At 63.5% G+C, this 23,687-nt stretch carries 25 protein-coding genes, 1 tRNA gene and 1 pseudogene; 17 read left to right on the top strand and 10 right to left on the bottom strand.

The window, feature by feature from the left end; genetic code table 11:
- Positions 1–227: 227 nt before the first annotated feature.
- A pseudogene (locus BM177_RS20940) lies at positions 228–350 on the bottom strand (type IIL restriction-modification enzyme MmeI); the annotation flags it as partial.
- Positions 351–407: 57 nt separating this feature from the next.
- A tRNA-Thr gene (locus BM177_RS13450) sits at positions 408–482 on the bottom strand.
- A 465-nt stretch (positions 483–947) separates the two neighbouring features.
- Between BM177_RS13450 and BM177_RS13455 the strand changes: the two genes are divergently transcribed.
- Positions 948–1,310, top strand: a complete 363-nt coding sequence (locus BM177_RS13455; RefSeq protein WP_091684423.1) for a hypothetical protein — start codon at positions 948–950, stop codon at positions 1,308–1,310.
- A 22-nt stretch (positions 1,311–1,332) separates the two neighbouring features.
- Here BM177_RS13455 and BM177_RS13460 read toward each other — a convergent pair whose 3' ends face one another.
- On the bottom strand, positions 1,333–2,409 hold the full coding sequence (locus BM177_RS13460) for an alkene reductase (protein WP_175492605.1): 1,077 nt from the start codon (positions 2,407–2,409) through the stop codon (positions 1,333–1,335).
- 279 nt (positions 2,410–2,688) lie between these two features.
- On the opposite strand from BM177_RS13460, the gene BM177_RS13465 reads away from it, so the two are divergent.
- From BM177_RS13465 to BM177_RS13485, 5 genes are all read left to right on the top strand, one after another.
- Positions 2,689–3,123, top strand: coding sequence for a hypothetical protein (locus BM177_RS13465; protein WP_139223626.1), 435 nt, complete (start codon positions 2,689–2,691; stop codon positions 3,121–3,123).
- Positions 3,124–3,320: 197 nt separating this feature from the next.
- Complete coding sequence (locus tag BM177_RS13470) at positions 3,321–5,021, top strand: L-lactate permease (RefSeq protein ID WP_091684427.1); 1,701 nt, start codon at positions 3,321–3,323, stop codon at positions 5,019–5,021.
- A 4-nt stretch (positions 5,022–5,025) separates the two neighbouring features.
- Positions 5,026–5,778 carry a (Fe-S)-binding protein gene (locus tag BM177_RS13475; protein ID WP_091684429.1) on the top strand — a complete coding sequence of 251 codons (753 nt, stop codon included), beginning with the start codon at positions 5,026–5,028 and terminating at the stop codon, positions 5,776–5,778.
- A 2-nt stretch (positions 5,779–5,780) separates the two neighbouring features.
- Complete coding sequence (locus tag BM177_RS13480) at positions 5,781–7,199, top strand: lactate utilization protein B (RefSeq protein WP_091684432.1); 1,419 nt, start codon at positions 5,781–5,783, stop codon at positions 7,197–7,199.
- Positions 7,196–7,855 carry a LutC/YkgG family protein gene (locus BM177_RS13485; protein ID WP_091684435.1) on the top strand — a complete coding sequence of 220 codons (660 nt, stop codon included), beginning with the start codon at positions 7,196–7,198 and terminating at the stop codon, positions 7,853–7,855. The genes BM177_RS13480 and BM177_RS13485 overlap by 4 nt, the downstream gene beginning before the upstream one ends.
- Positions 7,856–7,863: 8 nt before the next feature.
- Here the strand turns inward: BM177_RS13485 and BM177_RS13490 are convergent, their stop codons facing one another.
- Genes BM177_RS13490 through BM177_RS13500 form a run of 3 tightly spaced genes read right to left on the bottom strand, consistent with a single transcriptional unit; the run spans position 7,864 to position 10,981 of the window.
- A complete protein-coding gene (locus tag BM177_RS13490) occupies positions 7,864–9,060 on the bottom strand; it encodes an HlyD family secretion protein (protein WP_091684438.1) in 1,197 nt (398 codons plus the stop codon).
- Complete coding sequence (locus BM177_RS13495) at positions 9,060–9,836, bottom strand: ABC transporter ATP-binding protein (RefSeq protein ID WP_244532321.1); 777 nt, start codon at positions 9,834–9,836, stop codon at positions 9,060–9,062. The genes BM177_RS13490 and BM177_RS13495 overlap by 1 nt, the downstream gene beginning before the upstream one ends.
- 2 nt (positions 9,837–9,838) lie before the next feature.
- Entirely contained in the window at positions 9,839–10,981 is a 1,143-nt protein-coding gene (locus tag BM177_RS13500; protein WP_091684440.1) for an ABC transporter permease, read from the bottom strand.
- Between the two features lie 171 nt (positions 10,982–11,152).
- On the opposite strand from BM177_RS13500, the gene BM177_RS13505 reads away from it, so the two are divergent.
- Complete coding sequence (locus BM177_RS13505; protein ID WP_175492607.1) at positions 11,153–11,806, top strand: TetR/AcrR family transcriptional regulator; 654 nt, start codon at positions 11,153–11,155, stop codon at positions 11,804–11,806.
- Positions 11,807–11,886: 80 nt separating this feature from the next.
- Positions 11,887–12,126: a DUF2188 domain-containing protein gene (locus BM177_RS13510; protein ID WP_091684601.1), complete on the top strand. Its 240-nt coding sequence runs from the start codon at positions 11,887–11,889 to the stop codon at positions 12,124–12,126.
- Positions 12,127–12,152: 26 nt separating this feature from the next.
- Here the strand turns inward: BM177_RS13510 and argE are convergent, their stop codons facing one another.
- The 3 genes from argE to BM177_RS13525 all read right to left on the bottom strand — a co-directional run bounded on the left by argE (position 12,153) and on the right by BM177_RS13525 (position 15,161).
- Positions 12,153–13,334, bottom strand: coding sequence for an acetylornithine deacetylase (gene argE, locus BM177_RS13515; RefSeq protein WP_091684445.1), 1,182 nt, complete (start codon positions 13,332–13,334; stop codon positions 12,153–12,155).
- Between the two features lie 74 nt (positions 13,335–13,408).
- Positions 13,409–13,801: a Co2+/Mg2+ efflux protein ApaG gene (gene apaG, locus BM177_RS13520; RefSeq protein WP_091684447.1), complete on the bottom strand. Its 393-nt coding sequence runs from the start codon at positions 13,799–13,801 to the stop codon at positions 13,409–13,411.
- Between the two features lie 133 nt (positions 13,802–13,934).
- The gene (locus BM177_RS13525) at positions 13,935–15,161 is read right to left on the bottom strand and encodes an O-succinylhomoserine sulfhydrylase (RefSeq protein ID WP_091684450.1); all 1,227 of its coding nucleotides are present in this window, start codon (positions 15,159–15,161) and stop codon (positions 13,935–13,937) included.
- Between the two features lie 149 nt (positions 15,162–15,310).
- On the opposite strand from BM177_RS13525, the gene BM177_RS13530 reads away from it, so the two are divergent.
- From BM177_RS13530 to BM177_RS13570, 9 genes are all read left to right on the top strand, one after another.
- Complete coding sequence (locus tag BM177_RS13530; protein ID WP_091684452.1) at positions 15,311–16,513, top strand: 2'-deoxycytidine 5'-triphosphate deaminase; 1,203 nt, start codon at positions 15,311–15,313, stop codon at positions 16,511–16,513.
- Positions 16,514–16,612: 99 nt separating this feature from the next.
- The gene (locus BM177_RS13535; protein ID WP_091684454.1) at positions 16,613–17,191 is read left to right on the top strand and encodes a cytochrome b; all 579 of its coding nucleotides are present in this window, start codon (positions 16,613–16,615) and stop codon (positions 17,189–17,191) included.
- A 167-nt stretch (positions 17,192–17,358) separates the two neighbouring features.
- The gene (locus BM177_RS13540) at positions 17,359–18,012 is read left to right on the top strand and encodes a 3-oxoacid CoA-transferase subunit A (RefSeq protein ID WP_091684456.1); all 654 of its coding nucleotides are present in this window, start codon (positions 17,359–17,361) and stop codon (positions 18,010–18,012) included.
- A complete protein-coding gene (locus tag BM177_RS13545) occupies positions 18,012–18,686 on the top strand; it encodes a 3-oxoacid CoA-transferase subunit B (RefSeq protein WP_091684458.1) in 675 nt (224 codons plus the stop codon). The genes BM177_RS13540 and BM177_RS13545 overlap by 1 nt, the downstream gene beginning before the upstream one ends.
- A gap of 105 nt (positions 18,687–18,791) precedes the next feature.
- Positions 18,792–19,997, top strand: coding sequence for an acetate/propionate family kinase (locus tag BM177_RS13550; RefSeq protein WP_091684461.1), 1,206 nt, complete (start codon positions 18,792–18,794; stop codon positions 19,995–19,997).
- A gap of 119 nt (positions 19,998–20,116) precedes the next feature.
- Positions 20,117–20,419 carry a hypothetical protein gene (locus BM177_RS13555; protein ID WP_244532322.1) on the top strand — a complete coding sequence of 101 codons (303 nt, stop codon included), beginning with the start codon at positions 20,117–20,119 and terminating at the stop codon, positions 20,417–20,419.
- A 435-nt stretch (positions 20,420–20,854) separates the two neighbouring features.
- Positions 20,855–21,283 carry a hypothetical protein gene (locus tag BM177_RS13560; protein ID WP_091684467.1) on the top strand — a complete coding sequence of 143 codons (429 nt, stop codon included), beginning with the start codon at positions 20,855–20,857 and terminating at the stop codon, positions 21,281–21,283.
- Positions 21,284–21,368: 85 nt separating this feature from the next.
- Entirely contained in the window at positions 21,369–22,016 is a 648-nt protein-coding gene (locus BM177_RS13565; RefSeq protein WP_091684469.1) for a glutathione S-transferase family protein, read from the top strand.
- 158 nt (positions 22,017–22,174) lie between these two features.
- Complete coding sequence (locus BM177_RS13570) at positions 22,175–22,999, top strand: metallophosphoesterase family protein (protein WP_091684472.1); 825 nt, start codon at positions 22,175–22,177, stop codon at positions 22,997–22,999.
- A gap of 12 nt (positions 23,000–23,011) precedes the next feature.
- Here BM177_RS13570 and BM177_RS13575 read toward each other — a convergent pair whose 3' ends face one another.
- Entirely contained in the window at positions 23,012–23,494 is a 483-nt protein-coding gene (locus BM177_RS13575) for a Crp/Fnr family transcriptional regulator (protein ID WP_091684474.1), read from the bottom strand.
- Between the last annotated feature and the right edge of the window lie 193 nt (positions 23,495–23,687).

The following is a 23,687-nucleotide window of genomic DNA, read 5'->3' on the forward strand; positions in this document are numbered from 1 at the left end:
AGAAGGCTGCGGGCGGTGTGTGATTGATGTTGAATAGAATGTAGCTGACGACGATGTTGGCATCGGCAAGCAGGTAGGTGGCGTCCAGGGCGGCATTGGCGTTGTGGGTTTTGGTTGGCGACCTCTTCGGCGGCGCGGAATTCCCCACGCGGCTTCACCTGCCGGACGCCGGAGGCGACTTGATCAGGAGATCATCGCCCGCACGGTCGAGATGCCGGCGAGGGCTATAGGCGGTTGACGGTGGTGGCCTTGTTGCCGAAGGCTGTGAGGAAGGCGAACGGAAATTCCGCAGGATCGAAGGGAGCGGCTGCGAGCTCCGATACGGCTTCTTCGATCTCTACGGCATTCATGATTCCCCGCCTCTCGCCGTGTAATCTACCCCGTATCGGCTTCGGCAGGAGCGGTCATGGTGCCGGATGAGGGGATTGAACCCCCGACCTTCGGTTTACAAAACCGCTGCTCTACCGCTGAGCTAATCCGGCCCTGGGCGCCGATTCCCGGCGGGCCTCTTCGGTACTTGATCGAACCGCACGCCGCTTAAGCGCAGGATCCGACTCGCCTTCTCGCCTCTTCGATGACTCATTCAGTCGCTCCGCCAACCGAGCTAAATCGGGGGCTTCGGCTCCTTCACACAGGCTGGGCTAGCAGCCCCGTCCGCATCTTGCAACTGGCGCGATCATGCAAGTGGCGCGATTTTGCAAGTGGCGCGATTCTCGTCTCCGGCGCAAGTCTAATCCAGAGTCAGGCGCCGGACCAAATAAGCAGGCCTCGGTCCAAATAAGGAAGGGAAAGCCGTTCCTGATCCGTTTGCAGGTCTTCACGTCAGGAGCAAAAAGCCAGAGAACAGAAATTATTAGCGATTTGGCCTAATATTGCCGCGAAAGTTACCTATGGAGCCAAGGGGCTCGTCATTTCGAGCCTCGACACCCAGTCACGGAGCGCGCTGCATGCCGGCATTATCGAGCAAAATGATCGCGGGCGGTCTCGCCGCCGGCCTCGCCCTGGCGCCGCTGCTGTCCGCCGGTTCGGCCAAAGCCGACGACGCCGGCGCCGTCGCGGCGGGGATGATCGGCGGCCTGGCGCTCGGAGCGCTTGCGGGAAGCGCGATCGCGGGGGCGGCGCCGCCTCCGCCTCCGCCGCCGCCAGTGTATTACGCGCCGCCACCCTATGCGCCACCTCCCTATGCGGCTCCTCCCTATGCCCCTGCCTATGCTCCCGTCTATGCGCCGCCGCCGCGCTGCTGGTACGAACCCCAGCAGGCCTGGATTGGCTACGCTTACGTTATCCAGCGCGTTCGCGTCTGCAACTGAGCGGTCCAATCCTGGCGCGGCGTCAGCCGCCAATCGCCGGATAGTCCGTATAGCCTTTGGGGCCGGGGGTGTAGAACCGCTCGGCGTCGGGCGCATTAAACGGCGCGTCGGCGCCGATGCGGGCTGGAAGATCCGGATTGGCGAGAAAGCTCGCTCCGAAGGCGACGGCGTCGAGTTTGCCGTCGAGAATCGCCTGGTTCGCCTCCTGCGGCGTATAGCCCATATTGCCGATCAGCTTGCCTTTGAAGGCCGCGCGGACAGGACTCATGACGTCGCCGGTCTGCTGTTTGAAAAAGTCGCCGCGCATGACATGGAGATAGGCCAGCGGATAATCATTCAGGCGGGCGGCGAGCCATTTGACGAGGCCGATGGGATCGCTGTCGATCATGCTGTTGTAGCTGTTCAGGGGCGAGACTCGCAGACCGACGCGGCCCGGTCCCCAGACGCCGATGACGGCTTCAAGAACCTCCAGCATCAGCCGCGCCCGGTTTTCGAGGGAGCCGCCATAGGGACCGCTCCGTTTGTTGGCGCCGTCGCGAAGGAATTCATCGAGCAGATAGCCGTTCGCGCCATGAACCTCGACGGCGTCGAATCCGGCCGCCCCGGCGTTCCGGGCCGCCTGAGCAAATCCAGCGACAATGCCGGGCAATTCGTCGTCACGCAGTTCGCGCGGCGTGACATAGGGTTTCTTGCCCTCCGGCGTATGGACTTCATCTCCGGTGATCGCGATCGGGCTCGGCGCGACAGGCTGGGCGCCGTTGTTCAGCAGCGGATGACAGGCGCGCCCGCCATGCCAGATTTGCAACGCGATACGGCCGCCTTTCGCGTGAACCGCGTCGGTGACGAGCCGCCAGCCCGCGATCTGCGCGTCGGAATAGATGCCGGGCTCCATCCAGAACGCGGAATTTCCTTTCATCGCCATCGTCGCCTCGGCGATGATCATGCCGGCGCTCGCGCGCTGGGCGTAATATTCCGCCATGAGCGGGCCTGGGACGTGGTCGGCCTCGGCCCGGCATCGGGTGAGGGGAGCCATCAGAACGCGGTTCGGCAGCGTGAGTTCGCCGATCTGAAGCGGAGAAAACAAAGCGTCGTATGCCACAGGTCAACATCCTTATCGGAACGAGGGAGATTTATAGACCAGCGAAGCCGGGAGGATTAAAACCCGCGACGCCGGAGGAGAATCGTTTGACGGCCAGACTCGGGGCTGAGCGGCCCCGGCGCAAGCCCCCGCCGCCAGCCTCCGGCGCCAAGCCTTCGCCGGATTGCAAGACCGTTTCTTTCGTCGCCATGATAAGCCGAAATGGGTTGTTAAACCCCCCGTCTGGCCTATTGATGCTGGGGGCGCGACGCTGAGATGAAGGATCTTCCCGGAATGAGCATGACGAAATCAAGAACGGCCGCGCTGATATTGACCGCAAGCGCTGCGTTTTTTTGGGGCCTTTCGGCGGCGTCCGCCTCCGAGACGCAGACCTCCACCGTCCCGCGCGGCGACAAGCATGCGCGCGTCACCGCCGGGGAGCCGGACGCTCGGCGCGCGGCGGGTCAATCCTCCGGGTGGGTCGATCTCTCCCAGGATAGCGCGAGCGGAGCCGGGTTTTACCCGCTGCCGCCCCAATATCGTAATGGAGCATTGCAAACGCGGCAGCGGCGCGCGCTGGAATACGCCAATAATCCGATCCGGAGCGCGATCGCCAGCGAGGAGATCGGCTACGATTTCGATGAAGGCTATGCTTTCGGGCATGGTCACGGCGTGTTCGATCCGGACGATGGCTATGGCACGCCCTTTTTCGCCGGCTATTATAACAACCGCTGAGATTGCGCCTTCGGGGAGATAAGCCGCGCCGGGGAACATTCTTGCCCGGAACCAATTGGTTGGTGTTAGCTTTGGCGCGGACGCTTCCGGCGTGGACGTCACATGGAATTGCGCCGCCGCCGGACCGCGCCCGCTCATAATGGCCAGGGGTTCAACCCGGCCGGGAGCGCGGGAGGACCGCCGCGGGAGGAATGCTGATGTGGCGTCAGGTTTATGATCCTTTCGGAAACGGACTTGTTTCGACCTTGGCGGCCTGTTTGCCGATCGTCACGCTGCTCGGACTCATCGCCTTCACCAAGACCAAGGCTCATGTCGCGGCGCTGATCGCCCTTACGGTCGCTTTTGGCGTGGCGGTTTTCGGCTTCACCATGCCGTGGAAAATGGGGGTCCGCGCGGCGGTCCTCGGCGGATTGACGGGTCTTTTCCCGATCGGCTGGATCGTGCTCAATGTCATCTTTCTCCATCGGCTGACGGTGGAAAACGGCTCGTTCGCGATCTTGCAGAAGTCCATCGCCGGCGTGACCTCGGACCGCCGCTTGCAGCTTTTGCTTGTCGCCTTCTGCTTCGGGGCGTTCTTCGAGGGGGCTGCCGGGTTTGGAACGCCGGTCGCGGTCACAGGCGCCATCTTGATCGGGCTGGGATTTTCGCCGCTCGCCGCCTCCGGCCTTTCGCTGATCGCGAATACGGCGCCGGTCGCCTATGGCGCCCTTGGCACTCCGATCGTCACCCTTGGCGCGGTGACAGGCCTCGATCCGATCGCCCTTGGAGCCATGGCAGGGCGGCAGCTGCCGTTCTTTTCAGTGCTGGTGCCGTTCTGGCTGATCGTCGTCTTTGCGGGTTTCAAGGGGATGCTGGAGATATGGCCCGCGGTTTTGGTGGCGGGCGTCGCTTTCGCAGCGCCGCAATTCCTTGTCTCCAACTATCATGGGCCCTGGCTTGTCGATGTGGTCGCCTCGCTCGTCTCGATGGGGTGCCTTGTCCTCTTTTTGCGGGTCTGGAGTCCGGCAAGGATCTGGACAAACCCGTCGCTCGTCGGCCGAACCGACGTGAGCGTATCGAGCGCTGCTCTTGTCACGGCTAGGGGCGAAGCCAATCCGCCGGGGCGCGGCGTGGCCCAGGTTTCCGCGACCGATCGCGGCGCTGTCGCGAAGGCGTGGGTTCCCTGGATCATTCTGTGCGTCTGCGTTTTCGTCTGGGGCACCGAATCGTTCAAAAAACCCGTCAACGCGCTGTATTTTCCAAAATTCCCCATCGAAGGCCTTCACAATCTCATCCAGAAAGTTCCGCCGGTGGTCCCCAAGGAGACCCTCGAGGCGGCCGTCTTCAATTTTAACATTCTGACAATGACCGGAACCGCGATCCTGCTCGCGGCGGTCGTCAGCGGTTTCGTGATGGGCTACGGCCCGTGGCAAATGCTCAAGTCCTATGGCCGCACGCTCTTCGTCGTCCGGAATTCGCTCATCACCATCGCGGCCATGCTCGCGCTCGGCACGCTGACCCGCTATTCCGGCGTCGACGCGACGCTTGGATTGACCTTCGCGCAGGCGGGTTTTTTCTATCCCTTCTTCGCGGCGCTGCTCGGCTGGCTCGGCGTTGCGCTCACCGGATCGGACACGGCGTCGAACGTTCTCTTCGGCGGATTGCAGAAGGTCAGCGCCGAACAGCTCGGCCTTTCGCCGATCCTCATGGCCGCCACCAATTCGTCGGGCGGCGTCATGGGCAAGATGATCGACGCGCAATCGATCGTCGTCGCCTCGACGGCGACCAACTGGTTCGGGCATGAGGGCGTCATTCTGCGCTTCGTCTTCTGGCACTCGATCGCTCTCGCCAGCCTCGTCGGCGGCCTCGTCATGTTGCAGGCCTACGTTTCCCCGTTCACTAAAATGGTGATCCATTAGGACGATGCGGAAGGTCGGGCTTTTCGTCACCTGCCTCGCGGACCTGTTTCGCCCGCGGACCGCCTTCGCCGCGGCGGCGCTCCTCGAGCGCGCTGGTTGCGACGTCGAGGTTCCGCGGCTGCAGACCTGCTGCGGACAGCCGGCCTATAATTCGGGCGATACGCAAAATGCGCGGCGCATCGCGAGGCGGGTGATTTCCGCGTTCGAAACCTTCGACTATGTCGTCGCCCCGTCCGGCTCCTGCGCAGGCACGATCAAACTTCATTATCCCGACCTTTTCGCCGACGATCCAGCGTGGCGGACCCGGGCAGAGAACCTCGCCGCGCGCACATGCGAGATTGTGAGCTTCCTCGCCGACGTCTGCAGCTATAGCCCGCGAGATGTGGCGCTCGCCGCCAGCGCGACCTATCACGACACCTGTTCGGGACTGCGCGAACTCAAGATCGAACGCCAGCCGCGCGCGCTCCTCTCGAGCGTCAAGGGCTTGCGTCTGATTCCGTTGCCGGACGTTCAGTCCTGTTGCGGTTTCGGCGGAACATTCTGCGTCAAATATCCCTCGATCTCGAACGCCATCGTCGACGAAAAGGCGACCAACATCGAATCCACCAAAGCCGATCTCCTTCTCGGCGGCGATCTCGGCTGTCTCATGAATATGGCCGGGAAACTGCGCCGGCGCGGCTCCGCGATCCGCGCGTTTCATGTCGCCGAAATTCTCGCAGGCATGGGCGATGGACCCGCGATCGGCGAGGAGCCTTAGCCATGACGCGGGCGGAGGCCGACACGTTCAAGGCGCGCGCCGGCGCCGCGCTCGCCGATCATCATTTGAAAACCGCCATCGACCGCACGACCCGCACCGCCCGGCAGAAGCGCGAAGCCGCCGTCGCCGGGTGGCCGGGCTTTTCGCGGGCGCGTGATCTCGGCGCCCGGATCAAGGATCACGTCATCGAAAATCTCGATCATTATCTGATCGAATTCGAACGCAACGCGAGAGCGTCGGGCGCGATCGTGCATTATGCGTCGAGCGCGGGGGACGCCTGTCAGATTGTCGTGCGGATCTGCCGCGACGCCAAGGCCCGCACGGTCACGCGCTCGAAATCCATGCTGGGCGAGGAAATCGGTCTGCCGCATGCGCTCGACGAGGCCGGCCTTGGCCGCGTCGAGACCGACCTCGCCGAGCATATCGTGCAGCTTGCGCACGACCGGCCCTCGCACATCATCTGGCCGGCTCTGCATCGCACCCGCGAGGATATCGCGGCGCTCTTCCGTGAACACCACCATACGCCGCAAAACAGCGACGACATCCCGGCGATGGTGGCGAGCGCGCGGCGGCAATTGCGCGGCGGCTTCCTCGCCGCCGACGTCGGAATCAGCGGCGCGAATTTTCTCATCGCGGACAGCGGCGCCGTCTGCACGGTGACGAACGAAGGGAACGCGGAACTCACGACCACGATCCCGCGCGTCCATATCGTGACCGCCGGAATCGAGAAGCTCGTGCCCAGCCTGCCGCACGCCTTCGCGCTGTTGCGCCTTCTCGTGCGCTCCGCAACCGGCGCCGACATCACGCAATACACGACCTTCCATTGCGGCCCGAAGCGCGCCGGCGACCTCGATGGACCGGAGGCCTTTCACATCGTGCTCGTCGACAATGGCCGCGCGCGAATGCTGGGGCAGGGCCTTGCGGAAATGCTGCGCTGTCTGCGTTGCGGCGCCTGCATGAATCACTGCGTCGTCTACAATGAAATCGGCGGCCACGCCTATGGCGGCGTCTATCCCGGCCCGATGGGCGCGGTCCTGACGCCCGTTCTCGATGGTCTCGAAACCTCGCGCGATCTCGTCCATGCCTGCACGCTGAACGGCAGGTGCCAGGAGGTCTGTCCGGTCGATATTCCGCTTCCGGCGATGCTGCGCGGCTGGCGGGAAAAAAGCTGGGCGCAGGGGCTGGAGCCGGTGACGCAACGCAGCTTTATCGGCCTTTGGGCTTTCGTTGTGACGCGCCCGCGACTGTACCGGCTCGGCGCGGGCCTCGCCATCAAAACCCTCCGGCTGTTCGCCAGGGACGGGTGGATCCGCGCATTGCCTCTGGCCTCCGGCTGGACAAGCACTCGCGATTTTCCCAAACCCGCCAGGCGAACCTTCATGGCGCAATATCAGGCGCAAAAGCGAAATCGCGGCCTGTGAGCGCGAGAGACGACATTCTCGCCGCGATCCGGCGCAATCTGCGCCGCGAGCCGAGCGATGCGTCCGCGATCCGGACCGCCGCGGAAGCGCTGGCGCTGGAAGCGCGCGAGAGCCGCCCGAGCCTTCCCGGATGCGATCTCGCCGAGGCCTTTGCGCAACGGCTGGTCTCGGCCAAGGTGGTCGGCGCGAGCGTCAGCCATATTGGCCATTTTTCGGAGGCTCCGGGCGAAGTGCGGAATTATTGCGACGCCCATGGCCTTGCTTATGAAATGGCGCTGCAGCCAGACCCGGCTTTGCAGCAGCTCGATTGGAGCGACTTCACGATCACGGCCTCCATTGGCGCCGACCAGACGCTCGCCGTTGCGAAGGCGCGCTGGGCCATCGCCGAAACCGGAACGCTGGCGTTTCATTCGGGGCCGTTCTCGCCGACCTTGATGTCTTTCCTGCCGCTGCATCATATCTGCTTCATCGAACGGGAGCGGATTCTCGCTCATCTCGAGGATTACGCGGCGGCGGAAGCGGGCGCGACGCCGCCTCGGAACGTCAATCTCATCACCGGGGCGAGCGGCACCGCCGACATCGAGGGCGCGCTGGTGCGGGGCGCGCACGGGCCGGCGTTTCTCCACGCCGTGATCGTGGACGCCGGGGAGCTGTAGGCGCCGGCCTATCTCGCCGGCTGGATCAAGGCGCCTTCTTCGGCGATGCTGCGGCCGTCCGGCGTGATCGCCGACGTCGGCGCATCCGGCTCGCGCTTTGGCGGCCCCGCCTCGATGAACACGTCGACCTGCTGGCCCGGATAGATTCCTGGCGCTGCTCCCGAGATCGCGAAGATGACCTGAAGCACGCGCGTGTCAACGCGCTCCGTCGAGGCGCCGGTCAGCGATTTCTTGGGGATCACCAGCGGTTCGGTGCGGACGAATGACGCGGGGATTTGCATCGCCGCCGCGCCGCGCGGGCTGACCACCGCCGGGCGGAGGGCCTCGAACCTGGGGATGTCGACCTCGTCGATGTCCGCCCGAACGTGCAGGATCTTGAGGTCGCCCATGATCAGCAGCGCATTGTCGAGGATCCGGGCCTCGACGGTCTGGCCAGGGCGGACCTTGACTTGCAGAACCGTCCCCTCGATGGGCGCCCGGACGATGGTATGTTCGAGATCGACCTCCGCCTTGCGCAACTGCGCTTCGGCTTGAAGGATGCGGGCCTCGATCTGGCCGGTCTGGGCTTCGAGAACGGCGATCTGGCGATCGGCTGCGATTGCCGCGGCGCGGCCCGCCTTGAGGTTGCCGGCCGCCTTCAAGGCGTCCGCGATGCGGGTGTCGAGAGTCTGCTTGCTCAGATTTCCCGATGTGCTGAGAGTAAGGCCCCGATTCCGGTCTTTTTCCGCGCGTTGCAATTCGGCCTCGAAAACGTCGACGGAGGCGCGAACCTCGTCCGCGACGGAGCGTTGCTGTTCAATGCTCTTTTGATTTGAGGGCAGTTCCGCCTTCGCCACCGTGAGGCCGGCCTGCGCTTGAGCCAGAGCGACGCGATAGTCGCGATCGTCGATGCTGAAAAGGGGATCCCCCTTGGCGACCGTATCGCCCGCCTTGACCATCACGCTATCGATGACGCCGGGCAAGCGCGCGCCGATCGAGATTTCCTCGGAGGAGGATTCGATCACGCCGACCGCGCCGATCCACCGGTCGGACGGACGGACGAGAGCGCCGTCGCCCTGAAACGCCGGCTGCGTCGGCGGCAGGCTGGTGATTTCAGTGAGCCGGCGGTCCGGCGTGTTGCGGTAAATCGAGACGACCGCGGTGCTCAGGCCGAGCGCGGCGAGAATCGGAAGTCCGTAACTCAGGAGCTTCGAGCGTCCGGCCATTAATGGTGCTCCATCGCGGCGATTTCCCTGGCGTCCGAAAGCTTTTCGATGCGGCCGTCGCTCATTGCGACCATCCGGTCGGCGAAGTCGAAAATTCGAGAATCGTGGGTAACGATGATGACTGCGCGTCCTGGCCGCACGGCGGCGTCGCGCAGAAGAGCGATGGCGGCGCGGCCCGAGGCGGCGTCGAGCGAGGCGGTCGGTTCGTCGCAGACGATGAATCGAGGCTCGTGAACGAGCGCCCGCGCGATCGCGACGCGCTGCTGCTGCCCGCCCGACATTTGCGATGGGAATTTTTCGAGATGCTTTTCAAGCCCGAGCTGAATCAGAAATCTGCGCGCGGCCGCGTTGGCGACGCTTTCGGAGGCGCCCTGGGCGATGAGAGGGATCGCCGCGTTCTCCAGCGCGGAGAGGGCCGGGAGCAAGTTGAACTGCTGGAAAATAAAACCGATATTGTCGCGCCGGAACTTGACGAGAGCGCTGCCCTTGAGGCTGGTGACCCTTGTGCCGAAAAGGTCGACGGCGCCGGCCGTCGCGCTCAGGATTCCCGCGATGATCGAAATCAGGGTCGTCTTTCCACATCCGGACGGGCCGACGATGAACGTCATTTCATTTTCGCGAACGTCGAGATCAATGCCATGCAACACCCGGATCAGCGTTTCGCCTCTGCCGAATTCCTTGACGATGCCCCGGCACCGGATCGCCGCGGGCGGTTGAGAACCGGCGATGGCGGGCGGCGGCGTCATGGCGCCGCCCTGCGGTGAGTCCGTCGTCATATTCATCCTCTGAACACGACGGCGGGATCAACGGTCATGACGCGGCGCAGGCTGAGGCTCGACGCGATCAGCATGATGACGACGGTCAACGCGGCCATGCCAGCCGCGACCTGCCAGGGCAGATAGAACCCGCGCAGGCCAGTCGCGTGTTTTGGAACCGTATCGAAGAACCGGGCGACGATGCCGAGTCCGAGGCTGTACCCGATGAAGCCGACGACGCCCGCCTGCACCAGAACCATACGCAGGATCGTCATGTTGGTGACGCCGATCGCCTTCAGCGCGGCGAATTGCTTGATGTTTTCGGCGACGAACATGTTGAAGGTCAATCCGGCGACGACGACGCCGACGATAACGCCAAGGGTCACAACCGCGCCGAAGCTGATCGGAATGCCGGTGTTCGCCAGAATATATTTGATTGTGTCCCAGCGGAACTCGTCGCTGGAGCGCGCCTTGAGGCCAGTGCGTTCTTCGATGGCGCGCGCGACGCTTTCCGGCGACAGACCGGCGCGCGCCCGGGCGACGACGAACGACAGCTGCGTCCGGCCGTTGTTCGTGTAGGCGACGGCGCGCGAGTAGGTTGTGTAGATGGTGATGTTCGAAGTGAACGCCGCGGAATTCTCGACAATCGCCGCGACGACGGCGCGGCGGTCGTTGATTTCGAATTCGGCGCCAAGCTCCAGCGGCGTGTCTGGAAACAGAAGCTTGTAGCCGGTCCTGTCGATCATGATCGCGTCGGGACAGCGCAGATTGTCGATGGAGCCAAGAACCATGCGGCGCGGCGCGCCGATATAGGTCGCCTCATCGACGCCGATGATCTGCGCTGTCTGCAGATTGCCGGTCCGGCTGCGAACGCCGGTATTCGCCTTGAAGAAAGGCGCGGCCCAGGCGACTCCGTCGGCGCCGCGGATCCGGGAAAGCTCGGTGTCGCGCATCGGACGGTTGGCGTCGACATATTGCACGCTGGGATCCATCACCCAGATATTCACCTCCTGGGCGTCGTAAATGATGCTGGAGGTGCGGCTCATGATGCCGACAAAGATGCTGGATTGCTGCATGATGAGCAGGCTGGCGAAGGCGACGCCGAAAACGAGCCCCAGACATTTCGTGGGGTCGCCGAACAGCATCTTGAGCGCGACTTTGTTCATCAGTGCCAACCGCCGGAGAGACAAGAGCCAGTGATTCAGGATGTTTCTTGCGAATTACTATACGTTTGCGTCTAACATATGCTCTTCATGCAAAAAGGTAAGGTTCAACTCGTCCGGGAAGACATAATGCCGCGAGACCTGTTGACGCGAGTCTTGTTGACAAGAGACCTGTTGCCACGAGTCTTGCCGCAGGATCGGGCGGCGGGGCCCGGCCGTCCGAAGGATCTCGCCAAGCGCGATGCGATCCTTGCGGCGGCTCGCGCGCTTTTCTTCTCGCGGGGCGTCGAGGGCGTCGGCATCGAGGAAATCGCCCGCCGCGCCAACGTCTCCAAAATGACGGTCTACGGACATTTCCGCGATAAGGCGGCGATTTTGTCCGCGATCGTCGCGGCCGAAGCGGCCCGAATGACCTCTGTTCTCGATGAAATGCCTGGCGAACCACGCAATCTGGAGCAGCGGCTCGTCGCGGTCGGAACGGCGCTGATGACATTCCTGACATCGCCCGAATTGTTGGCCTTCGAACGCCTGCTGATGTCCGAGGCGGCGCGGCGCCCTGATCTTGCGAGCGCGATGCTCGAGGCCGGACCCCGATTCGGCCATCGAAAACTGGCGGAGCAGCTTGCAGCCGCTACGACTCGCGGCGACCTTGCGATCCGGCATCCGGTCGTGGCCGCGGAGCAATTGACCAGTCTCTGGAAGGGCTTCCTTTATCTCGAATGCCAGCTTGGCGTCCGGCCGAGCCCGACGGCAGAAGAAATCCACCGTCACGTCACCGAGGGCGTCGCCATGTTTCTGCGAAGTTACAGGCCGTCCGCTCTGCCTTGAGCGCGTCTTCGCCAAGCGGAACCATTCCCGGCGTCGCCGGTTCTTGGAATGTATTTTCGCGCCAGAGGCAGGATGAGGCCATGACCAGGATTGTCTATGAGGTTGTCGAACATGACGGCGGCTGGGCCTACAAGGCGGATGGCGTCTTCTCCGAGACCTTTGCGACCCACGACCTTGCCCGCAAGGCCGCCGACCGGGTCGCCCAGGAACAACTCATTCCGGGCAGTTCGACGGAAATCTCCTACGAAGACAAGGACGGCGACTGGCACGAGGAATATGCGAGCGGCGGCGACCGCCCGGAAACCGGCGTCAAGGGCTGAGGCCTCGGCTTCTCCAAAAGATCAGTTCAGCTCAATTCGGCGGCGAGCCGGCGCAGGAAAGCGAGGCCCGCCTCGATCTGTGCGATCTCAATGAATTCGTCAGGCTGGTGCGCCTGATCGATCGACCCCGGACCGCAGACGACCGTCGGAATTTCGGCCTGCTGGAATTGTCCCGCCTCCGAAGCGAACGGGACCGAGACGGTCCGATTGGACCGCGCCAGTTTCAAGGCCAGCGACTCCGCCGCGGACCCGCGATCGGGCATGAGCCCCGGCACCTCGACTTCCGTCACCGTTTCAATAAAGGCGTCCTTTGCGTAGCGGGTGAGCTTCGGGGTCACGACGCGCGCCGCATAGGCGTTGAAATGGTCGAGGGCGAGGCTTTGCCGGACGCCGGGCAGGGAGCGGAACTCCCAATGAAACGTGCAGAGTTTCGCAAGAATGTTTCGCGCCGTGCCGCCATTGATGACGCCGACCTGGATTGTCGAGCAGGGCGGATCGAAACGGCCCGAGGGATCGCCTTGCTCCGCCAGTTGCGCGGCGAGCCGGTAAAGTTCGGTGACAAGATCACAGGCGGCTTCGATGGCGTTCGCGCCAAGATCAGGCTTCGAGGAATGCGCCTCGTGGCCATGGACCGTCGTGCAATAGGTCGCGACGGCTTTGTGCGCGTCCGCCACCTGCATCAAGGTGGGCTCGCCGACCAGCACCGCGCCGGGGCGCGGCAGATCGGCGCCGAAGCGCGCGATCGTTTCGAGCGGGCCGCGGCATGTCGTCTCCTCGTCATAGCTCAGCAAGAGGTGGATCGGCCGCGTCAGCCGGGCCTTCTGAAATTCGGGGATCATGGCGAGGCAGATCGCGTCGAAGCCTTTCATGTCGCAGGCGCCGCGGCCATAGAGCCGGCCATTGGCCCGCCGCAGCCTGAAAGGATCGCTGGTCCAGGCCTGGCCCTCGACGGGGACTATGTCGGTATGCCCGGAGAGAACCACCCCGCCGTCGATTTTCGGTCCGATGGTCGCGAACAGCGCGGCCTTGTCTCCGCTGGCGTTGGGGACTTTCACATACTCGACGCCGTTGGCGGCGAGATAATCCTCGACATGGGCGATCAGCCCCAAATTCGATTTTGAGCTTTCCGTGTCGAAGCTGATCAGCCGTTCGAGCAAATCGAAGGAGGCGAGAAGACTTCGGTCGGCTCCATCGGCGGGCGGCGACATCAGCGCGTCCCGCTACGGGCCGAGGGAGCTTGCGTCGGGTGGCTGGCGCAGCGAGGCGCGCGAGAGCGCGCCATTCAGTTGAGGACGCGGCGGGCGTAGGGCGAATCAAGCGAAAAAACCGGAATTTCCGCCTCGAAAGTATCGCCGTTTTCGTTCACCATCCGGTACGTTCCAGTCATGATTCCGGAGGGCGTCGTCAGGTTGGACCCTGACGTATAGCGGAACGTCTCGCCGGGCTTCAAAATCGGCTGTTCGCCGACGACGCCCGCTCCCTGTACCTCTTCGAGGCGGCCATTGCCGTCGGTGATCTTCCAGTGCCGCGCCGTCAGCTGAACAGTCATGCTGCTCTGGTTGGCGATTTCCACCGTATAGGCCCAGAAAAACGTGGATTCGTCGGCGTCCGACCGCTCGGGCACGAATTCCGGCAAGACGGTGATCTGAATGTCGTGGGTGACGGTGCTATACATGGGGGGAATTCCGGGCGGCTTCGTGAAAACCGGCTTCAGTTTAGCACAGGCGCGCGCAGAGAAAAATGTTTAGCTTCATCCTGGAAAGCCCGGATTCTGGGAGCCTTGGATCCTGGGAGGTCCGGACAATCGCCTATTCCGCGGCCAGTCCCTGCTGGTCGAGGCTGTCGAGAGCGAACGCCAGATCCTCGATCAGGTCATCGGCGTCCTCAAGTCCGACGGAAAGCCGAAGAAGCCCGTCGTTCACCCCGAGCACGGCCCTTGCTTCCGGCGTCAGGCGCTGATGCGTCGTCGTCGCGGGATGGGTGATGAGGCTCTTGGCGTCGCCAAGATTGTTCGAAATCTTGATGATCGCGAGGCGATTGGCGAAAGCGAAGGCCGCCGCCTTGCCGCCGGAAAGCTCAAGGGCGACCAGCGTCCCGCCGCCGAGCATCTGCCGCTGGACGATGTCCGCCTGGGGATGATCCGGCCGCCCCGGATAGATCACCTGGCGAATCTGCCGATGGTCGGCCAGGAAGTCGGCGACGCGGGCGGCGTTGCTCATCTGCTGGTTGACCCGAAGGGGGAGGGTTTCAAGCGATTTCAGCAGCACCCAGGCGTTGAACGGCGACATGGTCGGGCCGGTCTGCCGCAGAAACCCGTGAACCTCGTTTTCGATCAGGTCGGAGGAGCCAAGAATGGCGCCGCCAAGACAACGTCCCTGTCCGTCGATATGTTTGGTCGCGGAATAGACGACGCAATCGGCGCCGAGCGCCATCGGCTTCTGCAGGATCGGTGACGCGAACACGTTATCCACGACGAGCCGCGCCCCATTCTGGTGGGCGATGTCGGCGATGGCCGCGATATCGTAGACATCGAGGCGCGGATTGGTCGGGCTCTCGAGAAAAGCGATCCTGGTTTCGGGCCGCATCGCCGCCCGCCACTGGGCGAGGTCCGCGCCGTCGACAAGGGTCGAGGCGACGCCGAAACGCGGCAGCAGATCCTCGACGACGTAGAGGCAGGCCCCAAACAGCGCGCGCGCCGCGACCACGTGATCGCCAGCCTTGAGCTGGGCCATGAGCGCCGTCGTCACCGCAGCCATGCCGCTTGCCGTCGCGCGCGCGGCCTCGGCCCCCTCGAGCAGCGCCAATCGTTCCTCGAACATGGTGACGGTGGGATTGGCGTAGCGCGAATAGACGTAGCCCGGCTCGTCGCCTTTGAAGCGCGCTTCGGCGGTCTCCATGTCCGGATAGACGAACCCCTGGGTGAGGAAGATCGCCTCCGACGTTTCGCCGAACTGAGAGCGCTGCGTGCCGCCGTGGACGAGCCGCGTCGCCGGGCGCAGGGTCTTGAAGTCGGGCTTGCGCCCGGAATCGTTCATCGTCGTACTCCGCGCCCTCGGGCGACTTTCAGGTTGATTACCCGCCGCCTGCGGAGATCACAAGCGACAAACGGCTTTTTTCATCATATTGCTGGTCGATCCACTTTGACCAGACGCCGATCGAACTTGCGGGGCTGATGCGCTTCACCATGCCGACACTTTTCGCCAAGCCGGACCGCGAGAGCGGCCTCGACCAGCCGCTTTTCGGGGCCGCCGACTTCGGCAAGGACTTCGGCCTGCTCCCGCGCGAAAAGATCGAGCTTATGGTGCGCCGCAAAATGATCCTGGGCAGGGAGGCTCTCGCCGAGGATCAGGTTCAGCCGGCGAGTCTCGATCTGCGGCTTGGCCCGCGCGCGTTCAGGATCAGAGCGAGCTTTCTGCCGGGCGTCGGCAACAGCGTCGAGGACCGGCTGCAAGCGCTCGTCGGAATGGACGATGCGATCGACCTCGAAGGCAAGGGCGCAGTGCTCGAACGCGGCTGCGTCTATATCATCCCGCTGATCGAACATTTGGCGCTGCCGAAGGACATCTCCGCGGTCGCGAACCCCAAAAGCTCGACCGGTCGCCTCGATGTGTTCACGCGCCTCATCACCGATCATAGCCAGGTGTTCGACAGGGTCGCCCGGGGCTATGAGGGCCCGCTGTACGCCGAGGTCTCTCCGCGCAGCTTCAGCGTCAGGGTGCGGAAAGGCGCGCGGCTCAACCAGATCCGGTTCCGGCGCCTGAATTCGCAGCAGTTCGAACGGACCCATTTTGGCGCCGACGAAAAAGAACTGTTCCGGCGCCACAGCGAGACGCCGCTTGTGGATCGCGAATTGACGCGGCAGGAGCTTTGCGACGGGCTGCCGGTCCATGTCGGCCTCAGCGCCGAGCCGATGGACGGCATCATCGGTTTCAGGGCGCAAAAACACGCCGACATTCTCGACGTGGATCGGGTCGCGGAGTATCGCTGGGATGAATATTGGGATCCGATCCGGGCGCGCCCCGACCGCAGGCTGATCATCGACCCGGACGAATTCTATATTCTCGCTTCAAAGGAGCGGCTCCAGATTCCGCCCGATCTCGCCGCCGAAATGGTCCCGATCGACCCCGCCATGGGCGAGTTCCGCGTCCATTACGCCGGATTTTTCGACCCCGGTTTCGGCGCCGGCCGCAATGGCCAGCCGAGCGCCCGCGCCGTCCTCGAAGTGCGCGGATACGAAGTGCCATTCTTTATCGAGGATGGCCAGGTCATCGGCCGTCTCGTCTACGAGAAAATGTCCGAGCCGCCGCAATCGCTCTATGGCGAAGGGGAGGGCTCGAACTATCAGGGTCAGGGGTTGAAACTGTCGAAGCATTTCCGGATGGATTGAACGGGATTCGGATCGGGAAGGCCACAGGATCGCCGTGAACTTCGGCGAGCGTTCGTCGGATCCTTCGAAGCTTTTCGTTGAGACAGGAGCGCAGCCGCAATGTCCGAGCACTTCAACCGTGCGTCCCCCAGGGACGAGGCCGAGACCTACAGCGGCTTTGCGCAAGCCCTGCACTGGCTCACCGCGCTGTTGATCTTCGCGATTCTTCCGGTCGCCTGGGTGATGACCGAAATGGCGAAGGACAATCCCGAGCGCGGCTTCGCCTTCATGATCCATAAATCGCTCGGGGTCACCATTTTCGTCATCGTGGCGGCCCGCCTGTTGTGGCGCGCCATCAGTCCCGCGCCGCCGCTGCCGGGGCGTCTCGCCAAATGGGAGGCCAGAGGGGCGCGGATGACTCATGCCCTGCTTTATTTCGTCCTCCTTGTCATGCCGATCAGCGGCTACGTCTTCTCGGCCGCAAGCAATCACGCCGTGAGCTTTTTCGGCCTGTTCACCCTGCCGCTCCTGCCGGAGAATAAACCGCTCGCCGAAGCGGCGGGAAAGATGCATGAGGCGACCCAATGGGCGCTCTACGCCCTCGTCGCCTTGCATGTTCTGGCGACGTCCTGGCATGTCGGCGTGCGCCGGGACGGGGCGTTGCATCGCATGCTGCCAAAGCAGGTCAACGCCAAGTGAAAACCGGGACTACCGCTTGCGCGCCTGCGACGGCTGACGCCCGATGCACAATTCTTTTCTGGTGGGCGGCGGAGCGTCTGGCATGACCGGCGATACGGTTTTCATCGACGCAGGCCTGCACATCATGGGTTAGGCCCAGGCGATTTTAGGCAGGAAAGAGCCGGAGCATGCAGAGAGCTATTTCCGCCGCGGAAGCGGCGGCGCTGATTCCCGACGGCGCAAGCGTCATGTTTGGCGGCTTCATGGGCGTCGGTTCGCCCGATCGCGTCTTCGATGCGATCGTCGCCCGTGGGGCCCGAGGATTGACGATCATCGGCAACGACACCGCGTTTCCGGGGGTCGGCGTCGGCAAGCTGATCGACGCTGGATGCGTCGCCGCGGCGAAAGTCTCCCACATCGGCACCAATCCCGTGACCCAGAAAAAAATGATCGCCGGGGAAATCGCGGTCGAACTGATCCCACAGGGCACCCTGGCCGAGCGGATCAGGGCGGGCGGGAGCGGCCTTGGCGGCGTCCTCACCCCGACGGGCGTCGGCACCGTTGTCGAAAAAGGCAAAAGGCTCATCGAGGTCGACGGCCGCGACTATCTGCTGGAACTGCCGCTGCTCGCCGATTTCGCACTGCTGCGCGCGCACGAAGCCGACTACAATTGCAATCTGACCTACCGGCTGACCGCGACGAATTTCAATCCCCTGATGGCGTTTGCGGGCGCCTGCGTGATCGCCGAACCCGACGAGATCGTGCCGGTGGGGGTCATACCGCCGGACGGCGTGCGCACGCCGGGCATTCTCGTGCATCACCTTATCGAAAGGCCGCGCTGATGGATTCCAAGGAACTCATCGCCCGCCGGGTCGCGCTGGAATTGCGGGACCGGACGCTGGTCAATCTCGGCATCGGGCTGCCGACCCTCGTCGCGCGCTACGTGCCTCAGGGAATTTCGGTCGCCTTTCAAAGCGAGAACGGCATTATCGGATTTGGCGCGCCGCCGCCGACGGGAATGGAAGATCCGCATCTGACGGACGCCGGCGGCGGATTCATCTCGGCGCTTCCCGGCGCGGCGAGCTTCGACAGCGGCGTGAGCTTCGCGCTGATCCGGGGCGGCCATCTCGACATGACCGTCCTCGGCGGTCTTCAGGTTGACGTGGCGGGTCATCTCGCCAACTGGATGGTGCCGGGCAAACTGGTGCCGGGTATGGGCGGCGCGATGGATCTCGTCGTCGGAGCCAAACGCGTCATCGTCGCCATGCAGCACGCCGCGAAAGGTCAGGCGAAAATCGTCGCGAGCCTTAGCCTGCCCGCGACCTCGACGCGCAGGGTCAGCCTGATCGTCACGGAACTGGCGGTGATCGAGCCGACCGAAGAGGGATTGCTCCTGCGCGAGCGCGCGCCCGGCGTCAGCGTCGATGAGATCATCGCCCAAACCGGCGCAAAGCTGCTGATCATCGGCGACGTGCCGGAAATGCCGATCGTCGTCGCCGAACGGGACGTGGCCTGACGAGCGCTCGCGATTGTTTTCCTGCGCGCTCGCCGTGCTGTACGCTTATTGGCTCGCCGCCGGAAACAGCGCGGTCGCGCCTGAAACTCTGAAAGAAGCCGCTGAATGAGCCGTCACGTCGTCACCCTTAACGCGGGCTCGTCCTCGATCAAGTTTGCTCTTTTCGAGTTGAATGGCGGTGAACCCGTGGCGCTCGCGATCGGCCTGGTCGAGATGCTCGCGGACACGCGGCGCCTCAAGGTAAGCAATGGCGCCGGGGCAACGATCCACGAGGACGCGTGGCGGGATGTAGCGGACGCCTCCTTTCACACCGACGCGCTGCGCCGTATCCTGGCGTGGCGGAGCGGCGCTTTCCCCACGGCCAACGTCGTCGCCGCCGGGCACCGCGTTGTCCATGGAGGGGTTCGCTACGATGCGCCCGTCCTCGTCACCGACGAGGTTCTACGTGAACTCGAAGCCTTGATCCCGCTCGCGCCGTTGCATCAGCCTCATAACATCGCCGGGATTCTGGCGGCGCGGGAAGCCTGGCCGCATGTGCGGCAGGTGGCGTGTTTCGACACCGCGTTCCATCGCGCCCACCCTTTCGTCAACGATGTGTTCGCGCTGCCCCGGAAGTTCTATGACGAGGGCGTGCGCCGCTACGGCTTCCATGGCCTTTCCTATCAATACGTCATCGAGAAGCTGCGGACGATTGCGCCGCTTTATGCGGCCGGGCGGGTCGTCGTCGCTCACCTCGGCAATGGAGCCTCGATGTGCGCTATTCGCGACGGCCATTCCATCGGGAGCTCGATGGGGTTCACGGCGCTGGACGGGCTGCCGATGGGCACCCGTTGTGGCCAGCTGGATCCCGGCGTCGTGCTTTATCTCATGCAGGAAAAAAAACTGAGCGCCGAAGCCATCGCGGATCTGCTCTATCGTGAATCCGGGCTGAAGGGCCTTTCGGGCCTGTCGCATGACATGCGCGTGCTGGAGGCGTCGGACACGACAGAGGCGCGTCAGGCGATCGAGTATTTCGTGTTCCGCATCCGGCGCGAACTGGGCGGGCTCGCCGCGGTGCTGGAAGGGATCGACGCGGTGGTGTTCTGCGGCGGGATCGGGGAGCATGCCTGGCGGGTGCGGGAAGGCGTTCTGGAAGGGATGGAGTGGATCGGCGTCGAGCTCGACCGCAGCGCCAATCTGGAAAGCAGGCAGGTCATTTCGTCGGAGCGCTCGCGGGTGAGGGTGTTCGTCATTCCCACCAACGAGGAAGCGATGATCGCCCGCCAGACGACCGACGTGCTGGACCGCGAATCAGCGGCGGCGGCAGCCTGAGCGTCGCGGCGGCTTTCGCGCGGGGGCGCTCCGCCCGGAGTGAATCCATTTCGGCGCCAGCGCGCCTTTGGCAAGTCTGCGCCAGCGCGCTGGGGGCAAGGTCTTGCCAAGAGGTCGCCTTGGCGCCATTTCTATTGCGCATGATTGATCGAAACGAACATAGACTGATCGAGGCGCTCAAAAAAGTCGACGCGCATGGCGACATTGCGCCGGCTTCGGTCCACGATCCCATGGTGATGGTGCTTCGTCAGAAAGCTATTCAGGCTCACCTGATGCAGTGGGACGATAGCCGCGGTCATTACGTCCTGACCGGGACGGGACGCCGGCGGGCCTATGCGAGGAATTGCGCGCCTGGATCGGTCCTGCGGTTCAGAATGCGCGATGACGCGGACGGCCAATCCCCCCAACGCAAAACCGATTGAGCGCGCCAGACGCATCTCAAGCGCCGCCGCCGCTCTCCCTGCGTCCTGACGTTCGGAGCCTTATCTCCGACGATTTCATTCGCCAATATGTAGCAGCGCCGCGAGCAGAATCCGTTGAGAATTCGCGCCGCAAGTAGGGCGAGAGGGGCGCTGAAAGAGACTATGCGCCGGTAGAGCCTTGGGCGAGGATCTCGGTTGCTCCGCGTCAGGTTGAGTTTGCGCCTGCGATAACAAACGGCGAAGCGCTCTCTGGATTCTCCAATCAAAGTATGCCACTAACAACGCCCCCGGGTTAACAGCAAAGGCGATCTCTTGCCGCGGCTGCAACCCAAGCAGTAGAGAAACCAAAAGCGTTCTTAAAATTCTATTGGAAAGAAAACGCTTTCATCGTTCCCTTATTGGCTTCCATATCCTCTTATTGCAAGCAAAGGCGTCATGAACACATCACTTGAACGTATCCGTGCGAAGATTGCTGAACTGACTGCCCAGGCCGCGAATCTTCGCATCGCCGAGCGTGAACTCCTTGCCCTCGACCAGGGACCGGCGCGAGCGGCGAAGCCCGTCCTGGGACGTCCGCCAAAGGCGACGTCGAAGGCAAGATCAGCGCCGGGAAGAAAGGCCGTGAGGGCCAGTTCAGCGCCGACGGGACAGCCGGAAGCGCGCCAGAGCATCGCTTCGGCGATTACCGACGTTCTTGGCCTCCACGGCGCCCTCCCGGCGGCGCGGATCGCGGAGGAGCTCAAGGCGTCCGGTCGCGACATCACCAACCGGACAGTGTCTTTTTCGCTTCAAGGGTTGAAAAAGCGGCGGCTCGTCAAGAGCGCCAATGGCGAATGGTCAGTGCTGAAGGCCCGCGCCAAGTAAGTCCCGAAGGAACCTGGGCGGCCGGCGCAAGGCCGGCGCGCGATCCCGAGAACGACGACCGGGCCGGGGAGGCTCCGGAGCTGCGATGAAGCTTTATTCGGAAGATAGCTCTCCGTTCTCCGCGCCGGTGCGAATCGCGATCTATGCGAAAGGTTTGAACATCGAGATCGAGCCGCCGCCGGGAGGCTTGCTGTCTGCGCAATTTCACGCGATCAACGCGGTCGGGACGATCCCATGCCTGATCCTTGAAGACGGAACGCCGTTGCCTGAATCGGCGGCGATCCTCGAATATCTTGAAGATAAATTTCCCGATCCGCCATTGCGGCCGGCGGGCCCGGAAGCCAAGGCTCTCGTCCGCCTGCTTCAACGCATCGGCGAACTCCACATCATGACGCCGCTGGTCGAGCTTTTCCGGCAGGCCGATCCCTCAAACCGCGATGCGAGCGCGGCGATCTGGCTGACGCGCCTCGTGCGTGGGTTGTCGTCGTTGCAGATCTATGTCGGCGAGGACAATTTCGCCGTGGGCCCTTCGCTGACTCTCGCGGATTGCGCGCTGACGCCCGCGTTGTTCATGCTGCCGAAAATCACCGCCGCCTATGGCAAGCCGGCGTTGCTCGAAGCCTATCCGCCGATCGGCCGCTATATTGCGAGCAGTGGTAGGCATCCGGCCATCGTTCGAGTCCTTGGCCAAATGGCGCCTGCATGGAGCCGGACAGTGACCGCGGCGGGCTGAAACACGATGAATTCAGCGCCCGATTTCCCTTGCCGGCCCCGCGAATTCATCTGGTCCGGGTTCAATGTGAATGGGGAAAGGCGCTGTGGGAGGCCTTTGCTTGTTTCAAATGTCTGGCCTTGGAGTGCAATTCGCGACGTTCTGATCGGGAGGGAATAATGCGGTGTCTGTTTGTCGCCGACCTGCATTATTCGCTGCCCCAATTCGACTGGCTGCTGCGATCGGCCCCCGGGTATGACCTCGTCGTCCTCGCGGGCGACGCGCTGGATGTCAGTTCGATCGTCGACTTCCGGGCGCAAACGCTCGTGGTGCGCAAATACCTGCAACGCGTCGCCAGTGTGACCCGGCTCTTCGTGTGTTCCGGCAATCACGATCTCGACAGCCGCGACGCGAGCGGTGAGAAGGTCGCCCGCTGGATGGAGGATGTGAGGGCGCTGGAAATCGCGGGCGACGGCGACAGTCCGATCATCGAAGACGCCCTGTTCACGATTTGCCCTTGGTGGGACGGGCCGATGGTCCGCGAACGTCTGATCGCGCAGATCGCAGCGGACGCGATGCGCCGTCAGGGCTTGCGCTGGGTCTGGATCCACCATGCGCCACCGCGCAACTCGCCGACGAGCTGGTCCGGCGCGCGGACTCTGGGCGACGCGGACCTCGAACAATGGATCAGTCAATACCAGCCGGATATTGTCGTCTGCGGCCATATCCACCAATCGCCCTTTGTGAAAGGGGGATCCTGGGTCGACAGGATCGGCGTGACCTGGATCTTCAACGCCGGCCACCAGTTCGGCGCGCCTCCGGCCTATATCGCGCTTGAAACCCGCGTCGGGGAAGCGGTCTGGATCTCCGCCATGGGCATGCAGACCGTGCGGCTCGATGCGCCGTTGCTGCGTCCGATTTCGCCCGCGGCCGCATTCCCCGAATGGCTTGAGGCGGGTGCTGCCCCGTCCCCTCTGGACAGGAGTGCGGACATCGCTTCGTAACGAAGCGATGTTTCAGGGGCAGCCAGGATCGCGATCCGATCCGGGACGGAAATCCTTGTCCTGCTGGTGCATCAGCGTTTCCAGAACCTCGCCCACCATCTCCAGATGATCGCCGGAACCCGCGAATTGGCGTTTCAGATCGACGAGATAGGTCGTCGCGGCGTTGAGACGGTTGGCGAGGAGGCGCGCCACGAGCCAGGCCATTTCGGGTTTGGCGCTGAAAAAAGCCCGGGCGTCCGGAATCGCGTGAACCTTCACATCTCCGAGCGCGCGGGCCGTGGCTGTATGAGGCGCGCCGAGAAGCACCGACATTTCGCCGATGAGCGAGCCCGGTTCATCGAGCACCGTGACCTGCGCGTCATTGCGGAGAATTTCGATCTGGCCTTCCGTGAGCACATAGACCCGTCCGGTGATCTTCCCTTCTTCCAGGAGGACGGTTCCGGCGGGGAGGTTTTGCAGCGGAAAGGAGCCGCAATGAGCGAGAATGGCGCGCATCGGAGAATCTCGAACCTTTCCCGCAAAAACTCCGCCGCCGCGGCGAGCAGGGCGAAGCAGGGGCGCCTCATCGGCTTTTTGCCGTTCGCCGCCGGCAGCGCTGGAGACGCGAATCCGGCAGATATGAATCCTTCGGCATGTTAGACGCTGGAATGGGTCCCGGCCAGCGGCAAAGCGCGTTCGTTCCTGTCTC

This window comes from Methylocapsa palsarum (assembly GCF_900114285.1).
Classification (GTDB): Bacteria; Pseudomonadota; Alphaproteobacteria; order Rhizobiales; family Beijerinckiaceae; genus Methylocapsa; species Methylocapsa palsarum.

Bases quoted from the DNA above. Each gene is read 5' to 3' on its own strand.
- BM177_RS13455 (WP_091684423.1), top strand. From the start codon at position 948: ATGCCGGCATTATCGAGCAAAATGATCGCGGGCGGTCTCGCCGCCGGC.
- BM177_RS13465 (WP_139223626.1), top strand. From the start codon at position 2,689: ATGACGAAATCAAGAACGGCCGCGCTGATATTGACCGCAAGCGCTGCG.
- BM177_RS13470 (WP_091684427.1), top strand. From the start codon at position 3,321: ATGTGGCGTCAGGTTTATGATCCTTTCGGAAACGGACTTGTTTCGACC.
- BM177_RS13475 (WP_091684429.1), top strand. From the start codon at position 5,026: ATGCGGAAGGTCGGGCTTTTCGTCACCTGCCTCGCGGACCTGTTTCGC.
- BM177_RS13480 (WP_091684432.1), top strand. From the start codon at position 5,781: ATGACGCGGGCGGAGGCCGACACGTTCAAGGCGCGCGCCGGCGCCGCG.
- BM177_RS13490 (WP_091684438.1), bottom strand. From the start codon at position 9,060: ATGGCCGGACGCTCGAAGCTCCTGAGTTACGGACTTCCGATTCTCGCC.
- BM177_RS13495 (WP_244532321.1), bottom strand. From the start codon at position 9,836: ATGACGACGGACTCACCGCAGGGCGGCGCCATGACGCCGCCGCCCGCC.
- BM177_RS13500 (WP_091684440.1), bottom strand. From the start codon at position 10,981: ATGAACAAAGTCGCGCTCAAGATGCTGTTCGGCGACCCCACGAAATGT.
- BM177_RS13510 (WP_091684601.1), top strand. From the start codon at position 11,887: ATGACCAGGATTGTCTATGAGGTTGTCGAACATGACGGCGGCTGGGCC.
- argE (WP_091684445.1), bottom strand. From the start codon at position 13,334: ATGTCGCCGCCCGCCGATGGAGCCGACCGAAGTCTTCTCGCCTCCTTC.
- apaG (WP_091684447.1), bottom strand. From the start codon at position 13,801: ATGTATAGCACCGTCACCCACGACATTCAGATCACCGTCTTGCCGGAA.
- BM177_RS13525 (WP_091684450.1), bottom strand. From the start codon at position 15,161: ATGAACGATTCCGGGCGCAAGCCCGACTTCAAGACCCTGCGCCCGGCG.
- BM177_RS13530 (WP_091684452.1), top strand. From the start codon at position 15,311: ATGCCGACACTTTTCGCCAAGCCGGACCGCGAGAGCGGCCTCGACCAG.
- BM177_RS13535 (WP_091684454.1), top strand. From the start codon at position 16,613: ATGTCCGAGCACTTCAACCGTGCGTCCCCCAGGGACGAGGCCGAGACC.
- BM177_RS13540 (WP_091684456.1), top strand. From the start codon at position 17,359: ATGCAGAGAGCTATTTCCGCCGCGGAAGCGGCGGCGCTGATTCCCGAC.
- BM177_RS13545 (WP_091684458.1), top strand. From the start codon at position 18,012: ATGGATTCCAAGGAACTCATCGCCCGCCGGGTCGCGCTGGAATTGCGG.
- BM177_RS13550 (WP_091684461.1), top strand. From the start codon at position 18,792: ATGAGCCGTCACGTCGTCACCCTTAACGCGGGCTCGTCCTCGATCAAG.
- BM177_RS13560 (WP_091684467.1), top strand. From the start codon at position 20,855: ATGAACACATCACTTGAACGTATCCGTGCGAAGATTGCTGAACTGACT.
- BM177_RS13565 (WP_091684469.1), top strand. From the start codon at position 21,369: ATGAAGCTTTATTCGGAAGATAGCTCTCCGTTCTCCGCGCCGGTGCGA.
- BM177_RS13570 (WP_091684472.1), top strand. From the start codon at position 22,175: ATGCGGTGTCTGTTTGTCGCCGACCTGCATTATTCGCTGCCCCAATTC.
- BM177_RS13575 (WP_091684474.1), bottom strand. From the start codon at position 23,494: ATGCGCGCCATTCTCGCTCATTGCGGCTCCTTTCCGCTGCAAAACCTC.